General features: G+C 61.4%; 21 protein-coding genes. 12 read left to right on the top strand and 9 right to left on the bottom strand.

All coding sequences use genetic code 11. The features are described 5' to 3' along the window. Positions 1 to 66: 66 nt before the first annotated feature. Genes ACOYJL_RS03675 through ACOYJL_RS03660 form a run of 4 tightly spaced genes read left to right on the top strand, consistent with a single transcriptional unit; the run spans position 67 to position 4,768 of the window. Positions 67 to 1,806 carry a substrate-binding domain-containing protein gene (locus ACOYJL_RS03675; protein WP_433568863.1) on the top strand — a complete coding sequence of 580 codons (1,740 nt, stop codon included), beginning with the start codon at positions 67 to 69 and terminating at the stop codon, positions 1,804 to 1,806. Next, positions 1,806 to 2,459 carry a 5-bromo-4-chloroindolyl phosphate hydrolysis family protein gene (locus ACOYJL_RS03670; RefSeq protein ID WP_433568862.1) on the top strand — a complete coding sequence of 218 codons (654 nt, stop codon included), beginning with the start codon at positions 1,806 to 1,808 and terminating at the stop codon, positions 2,457 to 2,459. Before ACOYJL_RS03675 ends, ACOYJL_RS03670 begins: the two co-directional genes overlap by 1 nt. A gap of 2 nt (positions 2,460 to 2,461) precedes the next feature. Further along, entirely contained in the window at positions 2,462 to 3,562 is a 1,101-nt protein-coding gene (locus ACOYJL_RS03665; RefSeq protein ID WP_433568861.1) for a hypothetical protein, read from the top strand. Between the two features lie 51 nt (positions 3,563 to 3,613). Continuing rightward, entirely contained in the window at positions 3,614 to 4,768 is a 1,155-nt protein-coding gene (locus tag ACOYJL_RS03660) for a toxic anion resistance protein (protein ID WP_433568860.1), read from the top strand. Positions 4,769 to 4,977: 209 nt separating this feature from the next. Here the strand turns inward: ACOYJL_RS03660 and ACOYJL_RS03655 are convergent, their stop codons facing one another. The 4 genes from ACOYJL_RS03655 to ACOYJL_RS03640 all read right to left on the bottom strand — a co-directional run bounded on the left by ACOYJL_RS03655 (position 4,978) and on the right by ACOYJL_RS03640 (position 9,960). Continuing rightward, positions 4,978 to 6,423, bottom strand: coding sequence for a radical SAM protein (locus tag ACOYJL_RS03655; protein ID WP_433568859.1), 1,446 nt, complete (start codon positions 6,421 to 6,423; stop codon positions 4,978 to 4,980). A 295-nt stretch (positions 6,424 to 6,718) separates the two neighbouring features. Then, positions 6,719 to 8,212, bottom strand: coding sequence for a glycerol kinase GlpK (gene glpK, locus ACOYJL_RS03650; RefSeq protein ID WP_433568858.1), 1,494 nt, complete (start codon positions 8,210 to 8,212; stop codon positions 6,719 to 6,721). Between the two features lie 5 nt (positions 8,213 to 8,217). After that, on the bottom strand, positions 8,218 to 9,189 hold the full coding sequence (locus tag ACOYJL_RS03645) for an alpha/beta fold hydrolase (RefSeq protein WP_433568857.1): 972 nt from the start codon (positions 9,187 to 9,189) through the stop codon (positions 8,218 to 8,220). Positions 9,190 to 9,318: 129 nt separating this feature from the next. Continuing rightward, positions 9,319 to 9,960, bottom strand: coding sequence for a glycerol-3-phosphate acyltransferase (locus ACOYJL_RS03640; RefSeq protein ID WP_433568856.1), 642 nt, complete (start codon positions 9,958 to 9,960; stop codon positions 9,319 to 9,321). A gap of 159 nt (positions 9,961 to 10,119) precedes the next feature. On the opposite strand from ACOYJL_RS03640, the gene ACOYJL_RS03635 reads away from it, so the two are divergent. After that, positions 10,120 to 10,443 carry a hypothetical protein gene (locus tag ACOYJL_RS03635; protein ID WP_433568855.1) on the top strand — a complete coding sequence of 108 codons (324 nt, stop codon included), beginning with the start codon at positions 10,120 to 10,122 and terminating at the stop codon, positions 10,441 to 10,443. A 3-nt stretch (positions 10,444 to 10,446) separates the two neighbouring features. Next, on the top strand, positions 10,447 to 11,928 hold the full coding sequence (locus ACOYJL_RS03630) for a cation:proton antiporter (protein WP_433568854.1): 1,482 nt from the start codon (positions 10,447 to 10,449) through the stop codon (positions 11,926 to 11,928). A gap of 62 nt (positions 11,929 to 11,990) precedes the next feature. On the opposite strand, the gene mscL is transcribed toward ACOYJL_RS03630, so the two are convergent. The 3 genes from mscL to ACOYJL_RS03615 form a co-directional block, all read right to left on the bottom strand. Beyond that, positions 11,991 to 12,434 (bottom strand): large conductance mechanosensitive channel protein MscL, encoded by a 444-nt coding sequence (gene mscL, locus ACOYJL_RS03625; RefSeq protein ID WP_433568853.1) that lies wholly within the window; start codon positions 12,432 to 12,434, stop codon positions 11,991 to 11,993. A gap of 134 nt (positions 12,435 to 12,568) precedes the next feature. Further along, the gene (dtd, locus tag ACOYJL_RS03620; RefSeq protein WP_433568852.1) at positions 12,569 to 13,039 is read right to left on the bottom strand and encodes a D-aminoacyl-tRNA deacylase; all 471 of its coding nucleotides are present in this window, start codon (positions 13,037 to 13,039) and stop codon (positions 12,569 to 12,571) included. Positions 13,040 to 13,047: 8 nt separating this feature from the next. After that, entirely contained in the window at positions 13,048 to 14,592 is a 1,545-nt protein-coding gene (locus tag ACOYJL_RS03615) for a carboxypeptidase M32 (protein WP_433568851.1), read from the bottom strand. Positions 14,593 to 14,806: 214 nt separating this feature from the next. Between ACOYJL_RS03615 and ACOYJL_RS03610 the strand changes: the two genes are divergently transcribed. From ACOYJL_RS03610 to ACOYJL_RS03590, 5 genes are all read left to right on the top strand, one after another. After that, complete coding sequence (locus tag ACOYJL_RS03610; RefSeq protein ID WP_433568850.1) at positions 14,807 to 15,763, top strand: ROK family protein; 957 nt, start codon at positions 14,807 to 14,809, stop codon at positions 15,761 to 15,763. Positions 15,764 to 16,175: 412 nt separating this feature from the next. Further along, positions 16,176 to 17,687, top strand: a complete 1,512-nt coding sequence (locus ACOYJL_RS03605) for a PTS fructose transporter subunit IIC (protein WP_433568849.1) — start codon at positions 16,176 to 16,178, stop codon at positions 17,685 to 17,687. A 9-nt stretch (positions 17,688 to 17,696) separates the two neighbouring features. Next, the gene (locus tag ACOYJL_RS03600) at positions 17,697 to 18,152 is read left to right on the top strand and encodes a PTS sugar transporter subunit IIA (protein WP_433568848.1); all 456 of its coding nucleotides are present in this window, start codon (positions 17,697 to 17,699) and stop codon (positions 18,150 to 18,152) included. Between the two features lie 110 nt (positions 18,153 to 18,262). Then, on the top strand, positions 18,263 to 19,180 hold the full coding sequence (locus ACOYJL_RS03595) for a 1-phosphofructokinase family hexose kinase (RefSeq protein WP_433568847.1): 918 nt from the start codon (positions 18,263 to 18,265) through the stop codon (positions 19,178 to 19,180). A 358-nt stretch (positions 19,181 to 19,538) separates the two neighbouring features. Beyond that, positions 19,539 to 20,333, top strand: coding sequence for a DeoR/GlpR family DNA-binding transcription regulator (locus ACOYJL_RS03590; protein WP_433568846.1), 795 nt, complete (start codon positions 19,539 to 19,541; stop codon positions 20,331 to 20,333). Positions 20,334 to 20,647: 314 nt separating this feature from the next. Here ACOYJL_RS03590 and ACOYJL_RS03585 read toward each other — a convergent pair whose 3' ends face one another. Then, complete coding sequence (locus ACOYJL_RS03585; protein ID WP_433568845.1) at positions 20,648 to 21,499, bottom strand: class II fructose-bisphosphate aldolase; 852 nt, start codon at positions 21,497 to 21,499, stop codon at positions 20,648 to 20,650. Between the two features lie 308 nt (positions 21,500 to 21,807). On the opposite strand from ACOYJL_RS03585, the gene ACOYJL_RS03580 reads away from it, so the two are divergent. Beyond that, entirely contained in the window at positions 21,808 to 22,653 is an 846-nt protein-coding gene (locus tag ACOYJL_RS03580; RefSeq protein ID WP_433568844.1) for a DeoR/GlpR family DNA-binding transcription regulator, read from the top strand. Between the two features lie 3 nt (positions 22,654 to 22,656). Here the strand turns inward: ACOYJL_RS03580 and pfkB are convergent, their stop codons facing one another. Further along, entirely contained in the window at positions 22,657 to 23,586 is a 930-nt protein-coding gene (gene pfkB / locus ACOYJL_RS03575; protein ID WP_433568843.1) for a 1-phosphofructokinase, read from the bottom strand. Between the last annotated feature and the right edge of the window lie 62 nt (positions 23,587 to 23,648).

Here is a 23,648-nt window from a genome sequence, read left to right as displayed (position 1 = left end):
TGGTTTAAAGAAAGCTGGCCCTGCGACCGCGTCGGGTCGCGGGGATCCGTGGAAGGACCTCCTATCATGTCTGCGCAGGTCTCTGGAACACCCAGAAGCACGGGTCGTTTCGTTGCGGTTCTGGCGTGTGCGCTCATCACCTTAGCGTTCGTCCTGTGTGGCTGCGACTTTGCCCTTGATGGGGGAGGAAGCTCTGATTCTTCAGCTGCGAGCTCGTCCTCCTCGACCTCCTCGTCAAGCAAGGTTCAGACCTTCACGCCCTCTGGCGGGAGTGCCACGGTCACAATCAAGATTGCATCGGGCTCCGAGAACAAGGAGGCCGCCGAGGCCATTCAGCATGCCGTCGATGCCTCGGGCGTCGCCGTCGAGATCCACTACATGGGCTCGCTTGACATCATGGGCGTGCTCAAGGACGGCGGCGACGACTACGACGCGGTGTGGCCCGCCTCGTCCATCTGGATCTCGCTGGGCGACACGAGCCATCTCGTGAAGGACGCCGAGTCAACCTCTACCACGCCGGTTGTCTTCGGCGTGAGCAAGGCCAAGGCTATAGAGCTTGGCTGGGCCGACTCCTCTGGCGCAACCAAGCAGGTCTCTACCTCTGACATCATCACTGCCGTCCAGAACGGTCAGCTCACCTTCTCGATGACGTCTGCCACGCAGTCCAACAGCGGTGCCTCCGCATACCTCGCGTTCTTGTCGGCGCTCTCGGGCGAGAGCGGCCCGCTCACTGCCGACGACCTCCAAAACGAGGAGGTCACAAGCCAGGTGAAGGAGCTCCTCTCAGGCGTTGACCGCTCGTCGGGCTCGTCCGACTGGCTGAAGGACATGGTCGTCTCCGACCCCGAGAACCACCAGGCGATGGTCAACTACGAGTCGCTCGTGATACAGGCCAACAAGGAGCTTGAGGCCAAGGGCGCCGACCCGCTCCTTGCCATCTACCCATCCGACGGAATTGCCATCTCAGACAGCCCGCTCGGCTACGTCGACCGCGGCCAGGGCTCTACCGTGAAGGACGCCTTCGACTCCTTCCAGAGCGCGCTCGAAGACGACGAGGCGAAGCTCCTGCTCGAGCGCGTGGGAAGGCGCTGCGGTCTGGGGGGAAAGCTGGCAAACCCCGACGACGAGGAGGTCAGCCGGGCATTTCGCTCAGACTGGGGCATCACGACCGACGCCTCAGTGCTCAAGTCCGTGCCCATGCCCGCTGCCGACGTAATCACGCAGGCGCTCCAGCTCTACCAGAGCGACCTGCGCAAGCCTTCCTACACCATCTGGGTGGTCGACTACTCGGGTTCGATGTATGGAGAGGGCAAGGATGGCGTTGTCGAGGGCCTCACCGAGGCGCTCGACCCCGAGCGCTCCGCTGCCTCAATGATTCAGCCCGGCGAGCAGGACGTTAACGTGCTCGTGCCCTTCTCGAGCAGCGTCCACGACATCTGCACGGTCACCGGAACCGACACCTCCGAGCTTCTCGACCTTGCGAGGTCAACCTCGGCGGATGGCGGCACCTTCCTCTACCCCGCGCTCGAGCAGGCGCTCGAGCTGGCAACCCAGGCGGAGCAGAGCGGGACCTACACCGTGGCCATCGTCGCGATGACCGACGGCATGTCCACCTATGACGAGAAGGACGAGTTCGAGGACAGCTATAGGAACTCAGGCACGACGGTTCCCATCTTCTCGATCATGTTCGGAGACGCCGACTCGTCTCAGCTCGACGAGCTCGCCGAGCTCTCCAATGGCAAGGTCTTCGATGGGCGAGAGGGAGACCTCGCAGACGTGTTCCGCCAGGTCAAGGGATACAACTGATGCGCTACCTCCTCTCCGCCGTACTCGCCTTTGCAGGCGGCATCGCCTGCGTGCTCATGGTGCCCGGAATCGCGGGCATCGTCTCGGGTGCCGTCGTGGCGGCAATGCTCTACGTGGGGCTCTCGCTGGTCCTGCGCCCGCAGGCGCGGCTTGGCGGCGTGGTCGCGAGCCTGCTTCCCAATGGCGAGGAGGCGGCACGTCGAATCGAGGACGCCCGCAATCTGGAGAACCAGATTGACGAAGTGGCCGCCGACATCGACAACCGCCAGGTGCTCGCCGAGATCGCCGAGCTGAAGGAGGGGATAGAGCGTCTCGTGGGCTACACCGAGACGCATCCCGCGAGCTTCAGGCGTCTCTCGCACTTCCTCAACACGTACGCCGAGCAGTGCGTCTCGATGCTGCGTGGCTATCGATCCCTCGAGCAGAGCGCTCGAGGGGAGACTTTGAACCGAGCCGTCGAGGATGCGCTCTCCGGGCTGGGCGACCTCCAGGGCGTGGTGGCAGGCGAGCTCGAGCGCGCCATGGGCTCCGAGGCGAGCGAGCTCTCGAGTGACTCCGACGCCATCAGGCGACTCATGGAGATGGACGGATATACCTCCGACGACCCTGGCAGAGCGGGCCGGTCGGAGACCAATGCGAAAGGTGAGGGCTAGCGATGTCTGCGCGATTCGTTGCCAGCAAGGGCAAAATCATCGGGTTGGTGCTCGTTGTCGCTGCGGTCGTGATCGTGGGCGTAGTCGTTGGATGGCAGGCCAGCCAGCCCGAGCCCGTTGCTCCCGAGGAAGCCGTGACCGTGAACGGCTACCTTGGCGGCGAGAAGATCTCGCTCTTCGAGGACTCGGAGTTCCAGAGTCTTGCCGCCGACGCTGGCCTCATCGTTGACTACAAAAAGGCCGGCTCCTACAGCATGATGACCTCCGACCAGACCGGCATGGACTACCTCTTCCCATCCTCCCAGGCGGCCGCGGCGTACGGAAGCGCGCAAGGAATCGAGCCCACCTCCTCCGACATCGTTCTGAACTCGCCAATCGTGGTCTACACCTATCGTGACGTGGCCGATGCGCTCGTGGCGTCGGGCATCATTAGCAAGGACGGGGACGTCTACCTCATGGACGTCTCCGCGGCCGTTGACGCAATGCTCTCGGACAAGACCTGGGCAGACCTTGGCTACACGGACGGCTATGGCGAGTTTCGCATCGACTCCACCGATCCGACGGCGTCCAATTCTGGAAACGAATGGGCGGCGCTGCTCGCCAGCGTGATGAATGGCGGCTCGCCTGCGACGGTCGAGAGCGTTCAGCGCGACGGCGAGAGCTTGCGCAAGGTGTTCGCCAAGTCGGGCTGGATGGAGACGAGCTCCGAGGATTCCTTCAACCAGTTCCTTACGCTTGGCAAGGGCTCCAAGCCCATGATGGTGGGCTACGAGAGCCAGATTCTCGACTTCGCCGTGAATGACCCAGACACCTACGCGCAGGTTAAAGACGAGCTCGTAATCTGCTACACCACGCCAACCGTGTGGTCCACGCACGTGTTCATGGCGCTCGACGAGAACGGCGAGCGCCTTCACGACCTGCTCAAGAGCGACGAGGTGCAACGGCTGGCTTGGGAGCGCCATGGCTTCCGCGGTGCCTCTCTCAGGGGCACCGACAGCCCTTCTCGCTTTGGCGTCACCGGCGTTGCAGAGAATGTCCCCGCCGCGATCGAGCTCCCCAACAACGATGCGATGCAGGAGCTCATAAGACAGCTGCAGTCATAGGGTCGCAAGGTCCTCTATCGGCTTGAACAACACGACAGATAGGAGCATGGCATGTCAGAAAACGAGAACCAGAGCTCAGCCCCGCAGGCCAAGAAGGTCACGCTCGCCGACCTCATGGCAAGCTCGCCCACCCCGGCAGCGCAGCCGGACGACCTCGCCCAAGTTCCTGCCGAGCCTGCCGTCACGCTGACGCCCGAAGAGCAGGAGAGGGCAAACCAGCTCGCAGCCAAGATTGACTTCATGAAGGACGGCATCGAGAGCAGCTACGCCCGCGACGCGCAGATGTCAATGAGCGACTTCGCCGACAACGTGCTCGCCAAGGTATCCAACAAGGACGACGGGGAGGCCGGCAAGCTTCTCGGCGAGCTTCTCACTACCGTGGACGAGGCAGACCTCGGCGGCGTCAGAAACGTGCCCATCATCGGGCAGGTGGTCGTGAGCGTGGACAAGATTCGCCGCCGCTACGAGAAGGTCGCGCCCCAGGTGGACGAGATTGTTGAGAAGCTCGAGCGCAACCAGGCGCAGATGGTCTCCGACATTGCGATGTACGACAGCATGTACGAGAAGAACGTCCAACAGTACCGGCTGCTCAAGATTGACATCGCTGCCGGGCGCAAGGCTATCAGCGACTTCCGCGCCGAGCAGCTGCCCGCCCTCGAGGCCGAGGCCAAGGCCTCGAGCGACCCCATGGGCGCTCAGGTGCTCAAGGACTTCAAGGACAAGCTCGAGCGCTTCGACAAGCGCCTCGACGACCTCGACCGCGTGAGCGTCGTGAGCCTCCAGATGGCTCCGCAGATAAAGATCCTGCAGAATGCCGATCGCTCTATCTCTGACAAGATCGACACGACCATCTCCACCACGATCCCGCTATGGAAGTCGCAGATGGTCATCGCGCTCGGTCTTGAGAACCAGCGTCGCGCCCTCGACCTGCAGAACAAGGTGGATGACACCACCAACAAGATGCTGCGTGCCAACGCCGAGGCCCTGCACCAGGGCGCCATCGACGCGGAGAAGGCCAACCAGCGTGGCGTTGTGGACATCGAGACGCTGCAGGAGGTCAACGACAAGCTCATCGCCACGCTCAAGGAGACCGTGCAGATCCAGAAGGAGGGCAGGGCCGCGCGCGAGCAGGCGCAAGGCCAGATGCGCCAGATAGAGAGCGACCTCAAGCAGGCGCTTCTCGAGAACGCAGCCTCGATGGAGTAGGCGAGCCCTTTCACGCGAGGGTCTGCTCGCTTATGGGGCAGCCCCTCTCGCAAACCTCCACGAACCGTAGCATTTTCAGGTATCTATATGGGCAAACGTCGTTCAGTTTCGACGGTTCGTGGAGGTTTGCGAGAGGGGTTCGCGAAATTAGGGCGCCCGAGCCGAGAGGCCCGAGCGCCCTTGCGCGCGTGCGGTGATGCTCCAGACAGCTAGAACTTGATCCAGGCGTTGGGGTCGCCCTGCTCCTCCTTCAGGCGGTCGGAGAGGCGTCCCTTGGGGCTGTCGTGCCAGATCGGCTCGGAGGTCTTTGCCCATGCCGCCGCGGCCGCCTTGGTCTTGCTCTCCAGCTCGTCGACGTCCTCGGGGTGCACGTAGTCGGTGGACTTGGCGCCGGTCTCGTGGACCATCTCGGAGAGCTTGCCGGGGTTGTCCAGCAGCGGGCAGGGCCTCAGCATGTTGGAGTTGAAGGGCTGGTGGGCCTGGTAGCTCTTAAAGAGCGGGCTCTTGTAGCACTCGAGCAGGCTCTTCTCGCGGATGTTGGAGTCGGAGTAGTGGATGAAGGCGCAGGGCTCCACGTCTCCGGCGGCGTTGATGTGCAGGTAGCGGCGGGCGCCGGCGATGCAGCCGCCCGTGTACTCGCCGTCGTTCCAGAAGTCGGCGAAGAAGATGGGCACGTTGTTGCGCCAGTTCTTGCGCACCTTGTCGTACATGCCCTTGCGCTGCTCGGCGGTGGCGAGAAGCTCCACCGGTGCGCCCACGCCGACGGGCATGTAGGTGAAGATCCAGGAGAAGAGCACGCCCTTGTCGACCAGGAACTGGATGAACTCGTCGGAGGTGATGGAGTCGTAGTTCTGGCTGGTGTAGCAGATGGACGCGCCGAAGGGCAGCTTGCGCTCGCGCAGGATGTCCATCGCGTGGGTGACCTTCTGGAAGGTGCCCTTGCCGCGGCGGGAGTCGGTTGCCTCCTCGAAGCCCTCGATGGAGAAGGCGGGCATGAAGTTCTTCACGCGCAGCATCTCGTCGGCGAAGGCCTCGTCCACGAGCGTGCCGTTGGTGAAGGCAGAGAAGTAGCAGTCGGGGTGCTTCTCGCAGAGCTTGATGAGGTCGTGCTTGCGCACCATGGGCTCGCCGCCGGTGAAGAGGTAAACGTAGGTGCCAAGCTCGGTGCCCTGCGAGATGATGGAGTCGAGCTCCTCAAAGGTGAGGTCCTTGTGGTTGGAAGAGGTGTAGTTGGCCGCCCAGCAGCCGTTGCAGTGCAGGTTGCAGCGGGTGGTGGGGTCCATGAGGATGGCCCAGGGGCAGTTGCAGCCCTCGTTGACGTTCACCTGGCGCTGGATGTTGCCGCCGATGGTGACAGAGTTCACGAAGAAGTTCTGAACGAAGGTGCGTGCGACCTCGCGGTCGACGTCGTTGATCACGTGGTCAACCAGGCGGCGCCAGTTGTTCTCGGGGTCCTTCATGTAGCCCATGACCATGTTGAACAGGCGCAGCTGGGCGTCGTTGATTTCGTCGCCGGAGCCGGCGAACTTGTCGATCATGGCTTCCACTTTGGGGAGGTTGCCGTCAAAGTCGTCATAAAGCATGTCAAATGCCTTGTTGACTGCCAGAGAAATCGCCTTCGACTTCACGGAGTCAGAAAAAGATAGCTTTGCCATGAATCACCTTCTCGTTGTTTTTGCAGGTAGCTATGGTTGTCGTTCGTCATTCCAGCTTTCGTTCAAAAAAATAATCGAACCCGGTTCAAATATCATAGCAAAGGAGTCAGAAAAGAAACCCCTTAGGCGCATTCGGGCCAATTGATGACATATTTGGCGAAACAACAACAATATAAAAGAAGAATGTACATGTTTGTATGTGCTTCCCATGGCGACGGGAAGCAAAAAGCGGCTCCCTCGACATCTGCCGAGGGAGCCGGAGCCGCCCAGATCCTTCGCAAAGTTATCTGGCTTGCTACATCACGCGGCGGACCGCGTCGTGCCAGCCGGCGAGAAGCTCGTCCGCGCGCTCGGGGTCCATGCGGCGGAAGAAGCGGTCATCGGTCTCGCGCAGGGCGCGCAGCTCGTCGGTGCCGCTCCAGAAGCCAGTCGCAAGCCCAGCGAGGTACGCCGCGCCGAGCGAGGTCGTCTCGGTGTTCTGCGGGCGCCTGAGCTCGCAACCCAAGATGTCGGCCTGGAACTGCATCAGGAAGTCATTTGCCGAGGCTCCGCCATCGACGTTGAGCACCTTGATCGGCTTCCCTGCGTCTGCGGCCATTGCGTCGGAGAGATCGCGAATCTGGTAGGCGAGCGCCTCGAGCGCCGCGCGCGCAATGTGATTGCGGGTGGTGCCGCGCGTGAGTCCCACGATGGCCCCGCGGGCGTCGGGCTTCCACCAAGGGGCGCCAAGGCCGGTGAACGCAGGGACAATGTAGACCCCACCAGTGTCCTCGACGCTCTGTGCCATCCACTCGGTGTCAGATGCGTGCTGGATGATGCCCAGCTCGTCACGAAGCCACTGGATGAGCGCTCCAGCGACAAAGACGGAGCCCTCGAGCGCGTACTCGGTTTCCTCGACGTCGGGAGGAGACGCCACGATGGTCGTGACCAGGCTATGCTCGCTTCGCCTGGCCTCGCGGCCGGTGTGGAGCAGCATGAAGCAGCCGGTGCCGTAGGTGTTCTTGGCCTGCCCGGGCTCAAAGCAGCACTGGCCGAAGAGCGCCGCCTGCTGGTCGCCCGCGACGCCCATGATGGGGATGCCCGCGGGGATCCCAGGGTAGCTTGTCTCGCCAAAGGGCCCTGAGCTGCGGCGCACCTCGGGCATCATAGACTCGGGGATGCCAAAGAGGTCGAGCAGGTCCTTGTCCCAGCAGCCCTCGTGGATGTTGTAGAGCATCGTGCGGCTTGCGTTGGTGACGTCGGTCGCATGCACAAGGCCACCGGTCAAGACCCACACAAGCCAGGTGTCGACCGTGCCAAAAAGAAGCTCGCCCGCCTCCGCGCGCTTACGGGCGCCAGGCACGTTGTCCAAGATCCAGCGGATTTTGCTGGCGGAGAAATACGCGTCGGGGAGAAGCCCGGTCTTGTCCTGCACCATCTTGCGCACCTCGGGCGTGCCGCAGAGTTCGTCTATGATCGGAGCGGTCCTTCGGCATTGCCACACGATGGCGTTTGAGACCGGAGAGCCTGTCGTGGGATCCCATACGATGGTGGTCTCTCGCTGGTTATCGATTCCGATGGAGTCGATGTCTTTGCCGGTGAGCCCGTGCTTCGTGATGAGCTCCGTGAGCGACCCAAGCTGGGAGAAGAGAATGTCCTGCGGGTTGTGCTCCACCCAGCCGGGATGGGGGAAGATCTGCTGGAACGGGCGCTGGACAAAGTCGACCATGTGCCCCTCTCGGTCAATGAGCACCGAGCGGCTGGACGTGGTTCCCTGGTCAAGTGCAATGATGTACTTCTCGCCGCTCATGGCGCTCACTCCCTCTTCTTCCCGTCGTCCTGAGGCATATGGGCAACAATCCAATCCTTCACGTCGCCATAGACGCGCATATGGTCGTCTTCGTTCAAGATCTCATGGCGCATGTTGCCATAGATAGTGACGACCACGTCCTCAGAGCCGCCGTCTCGCGCCAGGGCTGCGGCGTGGCGGACGCCTTCGCCGAAGCCGCCCACAGGGTCGTCTCCGCCAGAGATGAACAGCAGCGGCAGGTCGCTGGGCACCTGGGAGGCGCACTCGAGCGTGTTGACCTCGGCCGTGAGCGTGGTGAGCGCGACGTATCCGCTCGTCGAGAACATGAATCCGCAGGCGGGGTCCGCAATGTAGCGGTCGACGTTGTCGCGGTTGTACGAAAGCCAGTCAAAGTCGGTGCGAGCGTTCTCGATTGCCCTGCTATATGAGCCTGCTCCCATGGAGTCGATGAGCTTCGAGTGGTGGTTCTCGCCAAAAAGGAACGAGGAGAGCCAAGAGGTGCGCTTGGCAAACTTCGACGCGGCAGGGGCCACATAGCCCGTTCCGCAGATGATGGCGCCTGCGAGGCCCTCGGCGTGGCGCGCGATGTAGGAGCGCACCTCAAAGCTGCCCATGCTGTGTCCGAAGAGGAAGTAGGGAATCTCTGCTCCGATGCGCTTCTGCACGATCTTTCGCAGCTTGTCTACGTCCTCTACGAGGATTTCGGCGCCGTTTCTGATGGGGAGCTCGCCCCAGTGCTCGGGCGGCGTGGTACGACCGTGACCTATCTGGTCATGACCGGCTACGAGAAAGCCCTCGCCAGCAAGATATCGGGCAAAGTCGTCGTAGCGCTCTATGTGCTCGGCCATGCCATGCACAAGCTGCACGACTCCGCGAGGCTTTGCGTCCTCAGCCGGCCACCAGAGGAACCCGTAGACCGTTGAAATGCCATCGGTTGAGGGAAACGTTATCTGTTCACGTTTGATGTCTGTTGGCATAGCTGACCTTTCTTCCAAAAATTGATTCACGTAAATATTATTGGCATGCGTCGGCTAGCTTGTGCCCACGACTTTGTGGCCGTAGCCGCCCGGCGGGGTGGGCGGCCGCCCGCGTTCAGGCCAGCCGCATCAGTCCTTGCGCTTGCTCAGCTTCGCGAGGAACTTCTCGCTGAGGGACGCCTTCTTGGTCTTTCCCGTGCGGATGTCCAGAGCAGGACCCAAGTGGCAAAAGAGGGCAACGCCCAGAAGGGCGAGGCCGGCAATAACGTGCGGAAGGTCACCCCAGACAAGCTGCAGGACAAGCCATATCGCCGGAATCGCGATGGCTCCCAGGCAGAGATATCCGCCGAAGAGCACCACGAGAAGCCCAGCGATGAGGGCAACCCCTCCAAGGACGGGGGAGGTCAGCACGATGGCTGCGCCCGTCGTCGCGACGCCCTTGCCCCCCCGAAAGCGGTGCCATGCCGGGAACACATGGCCGAATGTTGCGCCTACGCAGGCATAGAGGCCTGCAAGGTCCGCCTGGCTTGCAAAGATGGTCCTTGCAATCAGAAACGCGACGATTACCTTGACCAGATCTCCTGCCAGCGTGATGGCTGCGGCGCGAACCCCGTAGACGCTGCCCATGTTTGCCATTCCGGGATTGCCAAGGCCAACCTCAAAGGCGCTCTTCTTGCCGAAGCGCCGGCTAACGACCTCGGCCGTGAGAAAGCTGCCGCAAAGGTAGCCAATTGCGAAGGATGCGAGCGCCATACACCAGAACTCGTACATTCCCTAAGCCCCTTCCTTTTTTCTTGGCGCGAAATTGCATGGGCGTGAAATTACGATTCATTCTGAACTATCGTTGGGTACTAGTAACTGTGGTACCGTGTGGGGCCTAGAAGAAAGCGTACCCTTTGATGCCCCATGTTTTCTCTGGGAGGGAGCTTGATGGCTGGGTTCCACTGCACCGACTGCATATACAGCTCGTTTTCTATGAACGAGCACTCCAACAGGTATCAAGGCGCCTGCTCTCGCGGATATACGCTCGCCGTTCCACATGTTTACAAGAAGCCCGACATGTTCTTTGCTGACGACCCGCGCGACCTTGTGCCCGTGGTTAACCCCTATGGCAAGGAATACCTGCGAACAAGCAACGTCTGCCGCGACTTCACGACGCCGGTCGATAAGAAAAGGGCTGACGCCAAGGCCAAGCGCGGCCGCTCCAAGGGGTCTGCGTCGAATGGGTCAGAACAGGACGCAGCGGGGAAGTAGCCTATGATAAGCCAGCTCGTCTCACTTTCGGTAATCATGCTCGTTGCGTCGCTCGCACCCTTCGTAGCGAGCCTCATTCCCGGGCGAGCGATTCCGGAGGTCGTCTTTCTGGTGTTCGCCGGAGCGCTGCTTGGCCCATCGGGAGCAAACATCATCAGGACAAGCGGAGGAGCCCTCTCGCTTGTCTCCGAGCTCGGGATGGCGTTTCTCTTCCTCATGGCCGGCTATGAGATCAAGCCGTCCGAGATCGTGGGCACCATAGGCAAGCACGCGTCGCTTTGCTGGCTGGCCTCGCTTGCCGCAGCCATCGGGCTCGTTACGCTTACGGGCTTTTCGCGCTTTACGGGCATGGCGGGCGTCGCATTCGCCATCATGCTGACTACGACGGCGTACGGCACCCTCGCGCCCATCATGCGAGACCGCAACCTTACGGACACGCGCGTTGGTCGCGCCGTCACGGCATATGGCGCTACCGGCGAGGTGCTTCCCGTTATCGCCATGTCGCTCCTGTTGTCGACGCGCTCGATCCTCTTGACGCTGATCGTGCTCGGGCTCTTCTTTTTCGTATGCATCCGCATCGCGCGGCTCTCGCGCTCAACAGCCAAGGCGGGCGAGAAGTTCCGCCACTTCATCGCCTCCAGCGCAGGATCAAGAACGTATACCGACGTGCGCCTCGTGGTGCTCCTCTTGGTGTTCTTGCTCGCCCTCGCCGCGATGTTTGACCTCGACACGGTGCTTGGTGCCTTCGCAGCGGGGTTCGTGCTCCGCGTGTTCTTCCCTGATGGGAACCCGGGGCTGGAGGAGAAGCTCAACGCAATCGGAAACGGCTTTCTGATCCCAGCGTTCTTCGTGATCTCAGGTGCGGGAATCGACCTTCTCGCCGCCTTCCAGGATCCGTGGCTTCTTCTGCTGTTCATTGGCATGCTCATTGCAGTGAGAGGCGGCAGCGTGGCCATCTCGCTCAAGGTCAATCCCGAGACTCGCACCATGAGCGGCAACGAGCGCTTTGTGACCTCGGCCTACTGCGTGATGGCGCTGCCGCTTGTGGTCGCAATTACCCAGGTCGTCGTCGATGCTGGCGAGATGAGCTCGAGCGACGCCTCGGTGCTGGTGACAGCTGGCGCCATCACGGTGCTCGTGATTCCAGTAGTGACGTCGCTTGTCAGGATCGCTGAGCCCATTCACCCGGTGCTCGACGTCTCCGAGATCGCCCACGGCCGCGAGAGCTTCGAGCATATTGCCGAGCGTCGTCACAGCGAGGTGGAGGCGGCGCGCCGCGAGTTCATTCGCGAGCGCATGCGCCGCGGGCGCGACTTCTCGTCGGGCGAATACCTTGCCCGCCTTGACGAGCTTCACGGCAAGATGGAGCAGGGCGCTCCTTCCAGCGATGATGAGGCCTCAAGTGCCGGCGCGGATGCCAGTGGCGCATCCCCTGAAGCCAAAGCGGACCACAGAGCCGACGCTCCTTCCGGCGATGGCGAGTGACAAAAATTAGCGCCTTGCGGATGAACTCCGCAAGGCGCTTTCTTGACTCTTTAGAAAGCCGGCTAGTTCTGGGGCTTTGCGCCACCGGGGATCTCGCCGCCGCAGTGCGGGCAGCGCGTTGCCCCCTCCTTTACCTCCTCGAGGCAGTGCGGGCAGATGGGGGCGGCAGCCTCCTCCTCGACCTCCTGCTGGTGGCTGAGCTTCTTGGCCTCCTCAGAGAACTTGTTGACTCCCTTGACAAGCAGGAACACGATGAAGGCGATGATCAGGAAGTTGATGATTGCCGAGATGAATGCTCCAAAGTTCAGCTGGGCCGCGCCGACGTTGACCACAAGGCCGATCTCCTCCTCGCCGCCGGTGAGGCCAGAGATGAGCGGCTCGATGATATCGTCGACGAGCGACGTGACAATCGCGGTGAACGCGCCGCCGATGATGACGCCGACGGCCATGTCCATCACGTTGCCGCGAGCAATGAACTCGCGGAACTCCTTCATGAACCCCTTCATTTGCGACTGCTCCTTTCGTCTTGCGCAAAGCGCACGTGTTCCTGTGCGGAAGGTCTTATTGCCTTTGCCACGACAGCAATTATGACGTATATGATGACGCCATGGCCTCACATGACCTCATCTGTTTGCATTGTCTATTGCCGCTCTCCAAGCCCAAGCTCGTCAGTGTCTAGAAGCATGGTAAATGGGCCGTCGTTTACGAGGCTCACCCGCATGTCGGCCCCAAAGATGCCTCTTCCGACACGAGCGTGGCCAAGGTCCTTCTCGGCAAGCTCGCAAAAGTGCTCGTAGAGCTCGTTTGCCAAATCGGGAGCGGCGGCCCCCGTGAAAGAGGGCCGGTTTCCGTGACGAGCGTCGGCATAGAGCGTGAACTGGCTCACGACAAGCACCGACTCGCCCACGTCCTCAAGCGAGAGGTTCGTCTTGCCGTTCTGGTCGCCAAAGATGCGAAGGCGCAGCACCTTGTTCCACAGCCGCTCGCAAACCTGCCTGGTGTCGTGCGGACCAACTCCGAGAAGCACTAGGAATCCGTGGCCGCAGGCGCCCACGACCTGCCCGCCAACTTCAACCGACGCTCTCTCTACGCGCTGCAGGAGCGCTCGCATTGCCCCTCCTACAGACCGTAGATTGCCGAGAACTTCTTGGTGAGGTAATCGGTATAGTACTTGGCCCTGAACTCCTCGCCGGTTGCGTCCATGATCAGCTCGGCAGAGTCCTTTGCACGGCCCCACTTCCAGATCTTCTCGGACAGCCAGTTGCGGATGGGAGCAAGGTCTCCCGACGCGCAGGCGCCGTCGAAGTCGACGCCTTGCCGCTCCATAGCAACCTTGAGCTGCGCGCCGTACGCGCCGCCGAGGGCGTAGGTGGGGAAGTAGCCAAAGTCGCCGTCCGACCAGTGCGTGTCCTGAAGCGCGCCGTGGGTGTAGTCGGGGACGTTGATGCCCAGGTACTTCTTGTAGCGCTCTGACCAAAGCCCGGGGACGTCCGCGGCCTTTGCCTCGCCGGAGAAGAGCAGCTGCTCGATCTCATAGCGCACGATGATGTGCAGCGGATAGGTGAGCTCGTCCGCGTCGCAACGAATCAGGCACGGCGTGGCCTTGTTCTCGGCCATGTAGAGCTGGCGAGCCGTCAGCCGGCCAAGCTGGCCGGGGAAGTGCTTGCGCAGAAGCACGACGAGCTGCTCTGAGAAGGCCTCCGAGCGGCCGACGTAGTTCTCGAAGAAGCGAGACTGCGCCTCGTGCATGGCAGCGGAGGTGCCGCCCCGAAGAGATGTGTAGCGGTAGTCGGGGCTCACGCTCTGCTCGTACATTGTGTGGCCGCCCTCATGCAGCATCGAGAACACGTTGGAGAGCACGTTGCTCTCATAGGCGTGTCCAGCGATGATCACAAACCCCGTGGACGGGCCTCCGGTAAAGGGGTGCTCCGTCTTGCCCAGCCAGAGAGCGTCTCGGTCGACACCTTCTAGGTCAAGCACATCGCTTGCAAGCTCCCACTGGCGGCGCTCGTCAAAATCGCCGGCAACGACGCGGGCGTCAGGCTGCCTGGACGAGGCCATGCAGTCGGCAAGGAGCGGGACGACGCAGTCTTTGACCTGCGAGAAGAACGTGTCGTAAAGGCTACGGTCAGCACCGTGCTCGTGTTGGTCGAGCCAGAAGTCGTAGGGGTCCATATCGGGCTTGGCGTGCTGCGCCATGCTGACGAGCGCCGCAACAACGCGGTCAAGGTACGGCTCGAAACTCTCCCAGTCGTTGGCGGCCTTCGCGCGGCGCCACACGTCGTTTGCTGTGACGGTCAGGCGGCAGAACTCCTCCTGCTCTTCGGCGGGGATGCCAAGAAGCGCCTCGCGGTCGCGCTTCAGGATCTTCACTTGGTAGCGGCGGGTCTGCCCAATGATGCTGGCGTTTTCCTCAAGACGATTGAGAAGATACCCAACCTCCGGGTCAAGCAGAAGCTCGGTCTCTTGATTGGCAAGTACGGCCGTGGCCTCCGCGCGCTCCTCAGTAGCCTTGGGCGGGTCGATCACCGGGCCGAGCGACCCAATTTCTCCTAACGCATAGCGCAGCGAGAAGAGCTTGCGCTCAAGCTCGTCGAGCTTTGCCATGTCTTCGCGAGGGTTGGAGAGTGCTGCGTTTATGTTGCCTGTTTCTGCGGTTGTCATGCTTCCTCCATGTCGGTCCTCAGGCCGAATTTGTACGTTCATTGTCGCACACGGGCTGGGCATAATAAGAGAGCGGATTAGCCCGAGCCATGACTGAAGTGTAGTCACTTGCGTTCAAGTCCGTGCATCGGTTGCTTCTTCGTGCGATTATTTCCGTATAGCTTTATGGAAGGGTCGGTCTCCTCGGGTTTCCGGGGGCGAGAGAGGAAAAAAGATGGAAGCTGTTCTGGGCATTGATGTCGGCGGCACCAGCATTAAGGTCGGGCTTTTCTCGCCCGAGGGCGACTTTCTTGAGGAGCGCAAGATCCCGACTCCCGCGCTTGTCTCTCCCGAGGCCTATCAGGTTGTGACTGACGGCATCGCCAAGGTGCTTGCGGCGCATGACACCACCCCTGACGAGGTCATTGCCTGTGGCCTCGACATCCCTGGCCCGGTTGCCGACGATGGCCATGTCGGCTTTCTTCCCAACATCCAGCTCGATCCCGAGGGGCTCGTCTCTGCGATCAACGCTGCCTATCCCAATGCCGCCGTCGCGTTTGTCAACGACTGCAACGCCGCGGCGCTCGGCGAGCTGTGGGCTGGCGTCGCGCATGACGTCTCGAGCTTCGTGCTCATCGCGCTTGGCACTGGCGTCGGCGCAGGCGTTGTGGTGAACGGCCAGCTCGTCTCTGGCGCCTTTGGCGCTGGCGGCGAGGTGGGGCATATCACCGTCAACTACAACGAGACCCGCACCTGCGGCTGCGGGCGCCATGGCTGCCTTGAGCAGTACGCCTCCGCCACGGGCGTCGTCCGCCTATACCTTGAGGAGTGCGAGCGTCGAGGCGTGACTCCCGTCCACGTGGAGCACGCGACCGACACGCTGTCTGTCTTCAGGGCCCTTGCCAATGGCGACGAGTGCGCCAAGAACGCCATCGACCAGATGTGCGAGTACCTCGCGATGGCCATGGCGCAGATCTCCTGCGTGATTGACCCAGCCATGTACCTGATCGGCGGGGGCGTCGCCGGCTCGTTTGCCGTCTTTGCTCCCGAGCTGCGCCGTCGCTTCCAGGCGCACGCGCTGTCCACTTGCAAGGACGTGGCCATCGAGGCCGCCTCTTTGGGCAACCAAGCCGCAATGTACGGCTGCGCGTACGAGGCGCTGCAGATGCGCAAGCGCACGATGGGGGAGTAGCTAGGACAAGGTCCCCTGTCCGAGGCCATCGACATGGTCTCGACGTCCATCGCGCTCGTCGGCAAGGCTGCGTGGTCTGGTCGTTTTGAGCATCGATAAGGTCCCCGCTCTACGAGAGGCAGTCGTGGAGCGGGGCGTTTTTTGGGCCTGCAGACTGGGCTGCTTTCGGCTCCCTTCTTCGCACTGCGATTTACTCGTGGGCCGGGCCATGTCCTGCTCGGCCTTCTGCGGGGATGCCGCTCGACGAAAAACTTTCTTTTTTCTTCGTTTACTCTATTTATCTTTCGATTATGTGTTAAAGTTGTGCGCAGATTCCGGAGGGAACGTGGAGATGAGCCACTTCCCTCGAAGACGGGTCGTTATTGACCAGGCAACGGCGTCAAGCACGCCAATACAAGAGAGGAGTGAAGGGATGGCTGAAGACACTAAGTATGATCTCATCGCTGCTACTGGTTGTCCGACGGGCATCGCCCACACCTTCATGGCTAAGGAGGCCTTGGAAAAGGCCGCCGCGGCCAGGGGCCTCAGCATAAAGGTTGAGACTCACGGACAGGTTGGCATCGAGAACGAAGTGACCCCGGCAGAGATCAAGGCTGCCAAGGCCGTTATCGTTGCCGCCGACAAGGACGTGCAGGCAGAGCGCTTTGAGGGCAAGCCCCTGATCAGCGTGGGCGTCACCGCTGCCATCAAGGACCCTGACGGCCTCATTGACAAGGCTCTTGCGGCCAAGGCCAAAGGCGAGCTCTCTGAGGAAGTCGCAAATGCCTCTGAGGGCGGCGACGACTCCGAGGAGAAGGAATCCGTCGGCCACATCATCTACAAGCACCTGATGAACGGCGTCAGCCACATGCTGGTCTTCGTCGTTGCAGGCGGCGTTCTGACCGCAGTCTCCTTCCTCTGGGGCATCACCTCCTACGACTCCACTGCGTCTGACTACAACACCTTCGCCGCGATGCTCAAGATCATCGGCGGCATCGCCATGAACCTCATGGTGCCTGTCCTGTCTGCCTACATCGCAGAGTCCATCGGGAAGCGCCCGGCCCTGGTTCCTGGCTTCATCGCCGGCATGATCGCCATCACCGGTCTGCCCGTCTCCGCTGAGACCGGGCTCATCGATGCTGGTGGCACGGGCGTCGGCTTTGGCTTCCTCGGCGGCATCGTCGGCGGCTTCCTGTCCGGCTATGTCATCCTCGGCCTTGAGAAGCTGCTCTCCGGCATGCCGAAGAACCTCGACGGCCTGAAGGCCATCTTCCTGTACCCGCTGCTCTCCTCCTTCATCGTCGGCATGGTCATGCTGCTCATCTCGACCCCTATGGCCACGATCAACACTGCAATGATGGAATTCCTGGAGGGCCTGAGCGAGTCCGGTCCTGTCGTCCTCGGCCTGGCCATCGGCTGCATGTGCGCGTTTGACATGGGCGGCCCGGTCAACAAGGCTGCATACGTCACCGGCACCGCAATGCTGACCGAGGCTCTCGCCGCCGGCGTCGGCACCGAGACCTACAACTTCGGCACCAACTTCATGGCTGCCGTTTCCGCCGCCTGCATCGTCCCGCCGCTGATCACCTCCTTCGCCGTCATCGTCGGCAAGAAGTACTTCTCCAAGGAAGACCATGACGCCGGCATCGTCAACATCATCCTGGGCTGCACCCACATCACCGAGGGCGCCATTCCGTTCATGACCAAGAACATCTGGCCCGTCATGCCCATCATGATGCTCGGCTCCTCCATCGCGGCAATCCTGACCATCATGTTCGGCGTCCACGACCCCGCTCCTCACGGCGGCTTCCTGATTCTGCCCGTCGTCGATGGCTGGTACCTGTGGCTGATCGCGATTTTTGCAGGTGTTTTGGTCGGCGGCATTCTATATGTCATTTTCAAGCGCTCCGAGTACCATAAGAACGGCGACAAGGTCGTTGAATAAGGAGCTGCTATGAGCGAATTCGTCCCATCTTCCCATGTGTACCTTGACAACCCTGCTACAAGCGTTGACGAAGTCCTGAGGTTTCTGTCTAAGACGGCGGTCTCCTATGGGGTGGCAACCGACGCCGACAAGGTCTTCGAAGCCTTCAAGACGCGCGAGGCAGAGGGGACCACGGGCATGATGGGCGGGTTCGCGATTCCGCACGCCAAGTGCTCTGACATCACCCAAGCTACCGTCATAGTCGTCAAGTTCTCTGGCGAGGTCGAGTGGGACACGATGGACTCCAAGCCAGTCCGCTGCGCGATCGCTCTTCTCATCCCGGACAACGGTGAGCAGACCAAGCAGCTCAGGCTTCTCTCCAAGGTTGCCGTCCTCCTTATGGATGCCGGCTTCCGCGAGAAGGTCCTTGCGGTCACTGAGCCTCAGCAGATTTCAGATCTCATTAACTCCGGCCTCGACAACTAGGCTAGGTAGCAGGTTTGAGCCTAGGGACCCGTCGTCCGTGCGTCGGGTCCCTTTCCTTTTGCGGCATTCGTATTCATGCACGGCCGTGCGGCCGGCGGAGGGGAGCTCTCATGATCTACACACTAACCACTAACCCCGCCATTGACATGAACGTTACCTCCGACACCATGTCGACCGAACATGTCAACCGCACGCGGGATGCCGTCTACACGCCAAACGGGAAGGGCCTGAACGTCTCGTTTACGCTGAGGCACTATGGGGTCGACTCGACCATTCTCGGGTTCTTTGGCGGCTTCTCTGGCGACTACATCGTTCGCGAGGCAAGCAAGGTTTGCCCGGTGAGGTCAGTTGAGGTCGACGGCATCACCAGAGTCAACGTCTTCATCACCACGCCGATGGGGGAGTACAAGTTCCCCAACGCTGGCGCCGAGGTCAACCGCGCAAAGCAGCAAGAGATGCTCGAGCTCATGCGCAGCTTTGACGACATGGAGTGCCTGATTGTTTCCGGCAGCCTCCCGACGGGCATCGGGCCCAGGTACTACGACGAGCTCATTGACGTGGTGCGCGAGAAGGGCGCGGAGTTTGTCTTGGACATCTCGCATCCGCACCTTGCGCAGCTTGTCGAGAAGGAGCCCCTGCTCATCAAGCCAAACGACGAGGAAGTCGCGGAGATCTTCGGCGTGGACGTGAAGAGCGAGAAGGACGTCGTTGCCGCGCTCCACACGATTCACGACAGGGGGGTCAAGAACATCTTGCTGACGCTTGGCGGCGAAGGGGCGTACTTCTTCAACGGCGAGCACGTCTGGCGGACCAACGCCGCCAAGGTCGAGGTGCTCTCGACGGCGTGCGCAGGAGACGCGACGCTTGCGAGCTTCCTTTCGCTGTGGCTTGCAGACTCCAGTGCCGTTGAGCCCGCGCTTGTCCGGGCCATGGCGACGGGAGGAAACGTGGCCATGAGCGCAGGGCTGGGCGACTTTTCGAAGGTGGACGAGCTTTCAAGGTCGATCAACGTCGAGCAGGTGGAGTAATTGCGACGTCCGGGATGCGACCTGACGGTCGCGCGTTGCTGATGCGCGCGCAGCGTCGCAAGTGCAGGCGCGCACGCTTCGATCCAAAAGGCCTTGCGCATCGCGACCACCGCAAGCGCCGGGCATCGTGGGCTTCTCAAGCCCATGCGAGCTCGCCAGAGCCAATGGCATGAAGCTCGGCTCTGGCGAGCCCTTTCGCTCTTTTGAGCCAATTGTGATTTTCTACGTTTTGGACTCGATGGTTAGAAAAGAAAGCATCGCGAACGTATAATTAAGAATTATTAAGCTATTTATCAGGTATTTGTCTTATTTTTCAAAGGTTTTCGTAAGTCGGCTCGTTTGCGTTCTGGAGAAATCGATGGAAACGGAAAATCACAATCGCATGCTCGCTGCGGAGCGACAGAAGCTCATCCTTGACCTTCTGCATACAAACGGATCAGTCTCCGTAAACGAGATTTGCGAGAAGTGCGGCGTCTCGTCCGTCACCGCGCGCTCTGACCTCGATGCCCTCGAACGTGAGGGACACCTGAAGCGCACGCATGGCGGAGCAGTCCCGATTTCCCAGCTGGTAATCCCTGCCGTTCCTCAGCGCGTGCGCAAGAACGCGCGCGCCAAGAAGGCCATTGGCAAGCGCGCGGCCGAGCTCGTAGAGGATGGCGAGACCATCCTTGTCGGCTCTGGCAGCACTACGCTGGCATTTCTCCATTGCTTGGGCGAAAAGCACGACATCAAGATCATTACCAACGACATCAACGGCCTAATTTATGTCGAACAGTTTCTTCCCAACGCGACGCCCGCTTGCACTGGAGGCGTACTCGGAAGGGAGTATCGCCATTTCTCAGGACCGATGGTTGCCTCTTCTCTCTCTGAGATTTACCTTGACAAGGTCTTTCTTGGGGCAGACGGGTTTGAGCCCGACTTCGGTTTCCTTGCAGAGTTCGAGCAGACCGCATCGACGAAGGTCGAGTTCATCCGCCATGCCCGCAAGACGGTCATCTTGATGGATTCCACCAAGGTGGGGACCGCACGATCCTTCGTGAGATTCGCTGGACCCAAAGATGCCGACATCGTGATTATGGACAAGGATCCCGGCGGAATAGTAGCCCAAGCCACGATGGGTCCTCACGGACAGAATCGCGTCATTCTCGCGTAGCCCGGACCACCGCCCAATGCCTGGCAGGGGCGCTTTGCGTAGGGCGCAGACAGCCCCAGCAGGCGCGTCGTGCGGGGCTTGGCTAGAGAATGCGTCGCATGTCAAGTGGGAGCGCCACCATGCGTGAGAGCGCGTGCCGGGCGGTCAGCGTCGCACATCCCCAAAAAGGCGCTCCCGCCGCCGGAGAAGGCGACGGGAGCTTGCGATGTGTGCTCGCTGCGAGCGCGAGGCGCGCGCGAGGGAGCGCCGTAAGATAGAGGCCTGCTCGGCCAGTTTGTCTCGACGGATCGAGTGGCTAGCCGGTTAGCCTGCGGTTATGCCTTGTTGGTGGAGCCCAGGTTGTCCATGTGGCTTGCGACGACGGCGTAAATCTCATCCATGCCAGGCTTGGAAGGCTTCTTGGGGTCGAAGTTGTTGGGATTCTCGGCCATGTAGCCCATGAAGCCGCGCGTGAAGGCCTGGCGAAGCTCGGTGGCATAATTCACCTTGCAGATGCCGTTCTGAATGGCCTCTGCCACTTGGTCGTCGGGCACTCCGGAGGTTCCGTGGAGCACCAGGGGCACGTCGACGCGGTTGCGGATCTCCTTCAGGACTCCCTGCTCGATGTGCGGGGTTCCCTTGTAGACGCCATGCGCGGTGCCCACGCCCACCGCCAGCGAGCTGCACTTTGTGCGAGCGACAAACTCCTCCGCCTCGTCGGGGTCGGTGTAGGGGTTCTCGCCCTTGACTGCCGGGCCGTCGTCTTCCTTGCCGCCGACCTTTCCGAGCTCGGCTTCGACGGGGATGCCCATGGCGTTTGCAACCTTGGTCACGCTCTCGGTCAGCGCCATGTTGTCCTCGAACGGCACATGAGAGCCGTCGATCATGACGGAGGTGTAGCCGGCGCGAAGGGCCTGCATGCAGCGGTCGAAGCCGTCGCCATGGTCGAGGTGCAGGGCCACGGGGACGCTTGCCTGCTCGGCAGCGACGCGCACCATGGCGGCGAAGTAGTCGAGGTTGGCATACTTGATGGTGCCAGGGGTGGTCTGCATGATAACGGGAGAGTGCTTGTCCTCGGCGGCGCGGATCACGGCCATCACGAACTCGAGGTTCTCGACATTGAATGCGCCGACTGCGTAATGGCCAGCCTGGGCGTCAAGGAGCATTTGCTTTGTGGTAACCAGCATTGCCTTCTCCCTTCTCGCTGCCGATCACTATGGTCGCGCCTCGCGGGACGCTTTGCGCTTTGGTCGGCAAGCCCTTGTGTTGACACCCATTCTATGGTCTGAGCGTTTTACGTGCGCAGATGAAGGGGCTCGGCATGCCTGCTAAACAACGAGAAAGCGAAAGCCAAAGAAATGCCCGGGGGCAGCGTGGACCCCGTTTGGCTGCTCTTTGTGAAGGGCGCGTCGCAAAAAAGAAAGCAAAGTGCCTGTGTTATCCTTCTTTTTTGGAAAGCAAAAGAAACACATTTCTGTCACAGAAAGGGTCTGCCATGCCTGAGTTTGCCGAGGAGAGGCGCGCTGCGGTGCTCCAGATGGTGGAGAGGAACTCTTCTGTGCAGGTGTCTGAGGTCGCCGACGCCTTCGGGGTATCGCGCGTGACGGCGCGCGCCGACCTTGACGCGCTTGCTCGTGATGGGAAGCTCCGCCGCACGCATGGCGGCGCAGTCTCGCTTTCGCGCACGCTCACGGTGTCGCTGCAAGACAAGCGCGTCAACGTGAACGCCGACGCCAAGAGGGCCATCGCAGCTCGTGCGTCGCGGCTTGTGGAGCCGGGGTGGTCGGTGCTGGTGGACACGGGCACGACGGGTCTTGAGCTGGTGCGCGCGCTTGGGGCAACGCCGGGCCTCACCATCGTGACGGCGGACCTCACGATTGCCGACTACGTAGACCGCTCCATGCCCACGGCCGAAGTCGTGATCTTGGGAGGGGCGCTGCGCAAGGGGCATCGCTACACCTCCGGGCCGGCGACGGTGGCGGCGCTTTCGTCACTGCGGCCCGACGTCTCATTCGTATGCCCCACGGCATTTTCTCCGGATGCTGGGTTCATGACTGGCTACGAGGGAATGGCGCAGCTCAAGCATGCGTTCCTGCACGCTTCCGTGAAGACTTACGTTCTTATGGACTCATCAAAAATCGGCGCCCATGGCCTCTTTCGCTTTGGAGGGGTCACGGACGCCGAGGCAATCGTTATGGAGGCAGACCCGCACGGCGTCATGACGTCGTGCGTGGCGGACACCCAGACGAAGCTTGTCTTGGCACCTGTCGAGAAGGGCGAGCCAGGCGGCAAGCAGCCTGCCGGCAAGAAGACCGGCAAGCAGCCCGCTGGTAGAAAGTAGAGGCTAGAGGCGCTCGACCGTCGTTCCTGCAAGCAGCCGCTCGGCGTCAGCCATGTCAAAGTGGCCCGTCGAGGCAGAGAGGCAGTTGGCGCTTGCGCACGCCATGGCGTAGCGAAGCTGCTCGGGAGCCTCCATGCCGCGCGCCATGGCAACGGCAAAGGCGCCGACCATGGTGTCTCCCGCGCCTACGGGGTTCACAACCTCGATCTTTGGAGCGCGCCCGCGATACATGCCTGACTCGCAGGCCATGATGGCGCCATCTCCGCCCAGCGAGACGACAACCTGCGCCACTCCGCGGTCCTTGAGCTCGCGGGCCGCCGAAGCCACCTCTTCAAGCGAGCTGACCTTGCGACCAAGGATCTGGCCAATCTCGTCGGTGTTGGGCTTGACCATCGTGGGCTTGGCGTCGATGGCGAGCGCCAGCCGCTCGCCCGAGGTGTCAAGGATGACGGGGGTGCCTATAGCCTTGATGTCGCGCACCAGCGTTGCGTAATAGTCCGTCGGCACGCCTGCGGGCAGGCTCCCGTCGAGCGTGACCACGTCCGCCTTCTGGGCAAGTGCCATTACCTTGTCGTGCGCACGGGTAAGCTCCTTGGCGCTCACTGCGCGACCGGGCTCTAGAAACTCGGTCGAGGTGCCGTCGGGCTCAAGCACGTTGATGCAGCAGCGCGTCTCCTCGGCGGCGGGGGAGAAGTCGTGCTCGATGCCGTCTTTGTCAAGAAGGTCGCACAGAAGCTCGCCGTTGTGCCCGCCCACGATGCCTGTGGCCACGACCTTCTCGCCGCACGTTGCCACCGCACGGGCCGCGTTTAAGCCCTTGCCGCCGGCGTTGTCGATGCATTCGCTCACGCGCATGACCGAGCCACGCTCGAGCGTGCAGGACAGCCTATATGCCTTGTCAATCGATGCATTGAGGGTCACGGTTACGATCATCTTTTTGTCTCCCGTCAAACTTGGACGTAAATCTAATACCAGTTCCTGAAAGAGAAGAATGA

The organism is Tractidigestivibacter sp. (assembly GCF_050946515.1).
Lineage (GTDB): Bacteria > Actinomycetota > Coriobacteriia > Coriobacteriales > Atopobiaceae > Tractidigestivibacter.
This window is presented reverse-complemented; position numbering and strand designations above follow the sequence as displayed.

What these genes read in the sequence shown, in the direction of transcription:
- ACOYJL_RS03675 (WP_433568863.1), top strand. Translation starts at nt 67, where the DNA reads ATGTCTGCGCAGGTCTCTGGAACACCCAGAAGCACGGGTCGTTTCGTT.
- ACOYJL_RS03670 (WP_433568862.1), top strand. Translation starts at nt 1,806, where the DNA reads ATGCGCTACCTCCTCTCCGCCGTACTCGCCTTTGCAGGCGGCATCGCC.
- ACOYJL_RS03665 (WP_433568861.1), top strand. Translation starts at nt 2,462, where the DNA reads ATGTCTGCGCGATTCGTTGCCAGCAAGGGCAAAATCATCGGGTTGGTG.
- ACOYJL_RS03660 (WP_433568860.1), top strand. Translation starts at nt 3,614, where the DNA reads ATGTCAGAAAACGAGAACCAGAGCTCAGCCCCGCAGGCCAAGAAGGTC.
- ACOYJL_RS03655 (WP_433568859.1), bottom strand. Translation starts at nt 6,423, where the DNA reads ATGGCAAAGCTATCTTTTTCTGACTCCGTGAAGTCGAAGGCGATTTCT.
- glpK (WP_433568858.1), bottom strand. Translation starts at nt 8,212, where the DNA reads ATGAGCGGCGAGAAGTACATCATTGCACTTGACCAGGGAACCACGTCC.
- ACOYJL_RS03645 (WP_433568857.1), bottom strand. Translation starts at nt 9,189, where the DNA reads ATGCCAACAGACATCAAACGTGAACAGATAACGTTTCCCTCAACCGAT.
- ACOYJL_RS03640 (WP_433568856.1), bottom strand. Translation starts at nt 9,960, where the DNA reads ATGTACGAGTTCTGGTGTATGGCGCTCGCATCCTTCGCAATTGGCTAC.
- ACOYJL_RS03635 (WP_433568855.1), top strand. Translation starts at nt 10,120, where the DNA reads ATGGCTGGGTTCCACTGCACCGACTGCATATACAGCTCGTTTTCTATG.
- ACOYJL_RS03630 (WP_433568854.1), top strand. Translation starts at nt 10,447, where the DNA reads ATGATAAGCCAGCTCGTCTCACTTTCGGTAATCATGCTCGTTGCGTCG.
- mscL (WP_433568853.1), bottom strand. Translation starts at nt 12,434, where the DNA reads ATGAAGGGGTTCATGAAGGAGTTCCGCGAGTTCATTGCTCGCGGCAAC.
- dtd (WP_433568852.1), bottom strand. Translation starts at nt 13,039, where the DNA reads ATGCGAGCGCTCCTGCAGCGCGTAGAGAGAGCGTCGGTTGAAGTTGGC.
- ACOYJL_RS03615 (WP_433568851.1), bottom strand. Translation starts at nt 14,592, where the DNA reads ATGACAACCGCAGAAACAGGCAACATAAACGCAGCACTCTCCAACCCT.
- ACOYJL_RS03610 (WP_433568850.1), top strand. Translation starts at nt 14,807, where the DNA reads ATGGAAGCTGTTCTGGGCATTGATGTCGGCGGCACCAGCATTAAGGTC.
- ACOYJL_RS03605 (WP_433568849.1), top strand. Translation starts at nt 16,176, where the DNA reads ATGGCTGAAGACACTAAGTATGATCTCATCGCTGCTACTGGTTGTCCG.
- ACOYJL_RS03600 (WP_433568848.1), top strand. Translation starts at nt 17,697, where the DNA reads ATGAGCGAATTCGTCCCATCTTCCCATGTGTACCTTGACAACCCTGCT.
- ACOYJL_RS03595 (WP_433568847.1), top strand. Translation starts at nt 18,263, where the DNA reads ATGATCTACACACTAACCACTAACCCCGCCATTGACATGAACGTTACC.
- ACOYJL_RS03590 (WP_433568846.1), top strand. Translation starts at nt 19,539, where the DNA reads ATGGAAACGGAAAATCACAATCGCATGCTCGCTGCGGAGCGACAGAAG.
- ACOYJL_RS03585 (WP_433568845.1), bottom strand. Translation starts at nt 21,499, where the DNA reads ATGCTGGTTACCACAAAGCAAATGCTCCTTGACGCCCAGGCTGGCCAT.
- ACOYJL_RS03580 (WP_433568844.1), top strand. Translation starts at nt 21,808, where the DNA reads ATGCCTGAGTTTGCCGAGGAGAGGCGCGCTGCGGTGCTCCAGATGGTG.
- pfkB (WP_433568843.1), bottom strand. Translation starts at nt 23,586, where the DNA reads ATGATCGTAACCGTGACCCTCAATGCATCGATTGACAAGGCATATAGG.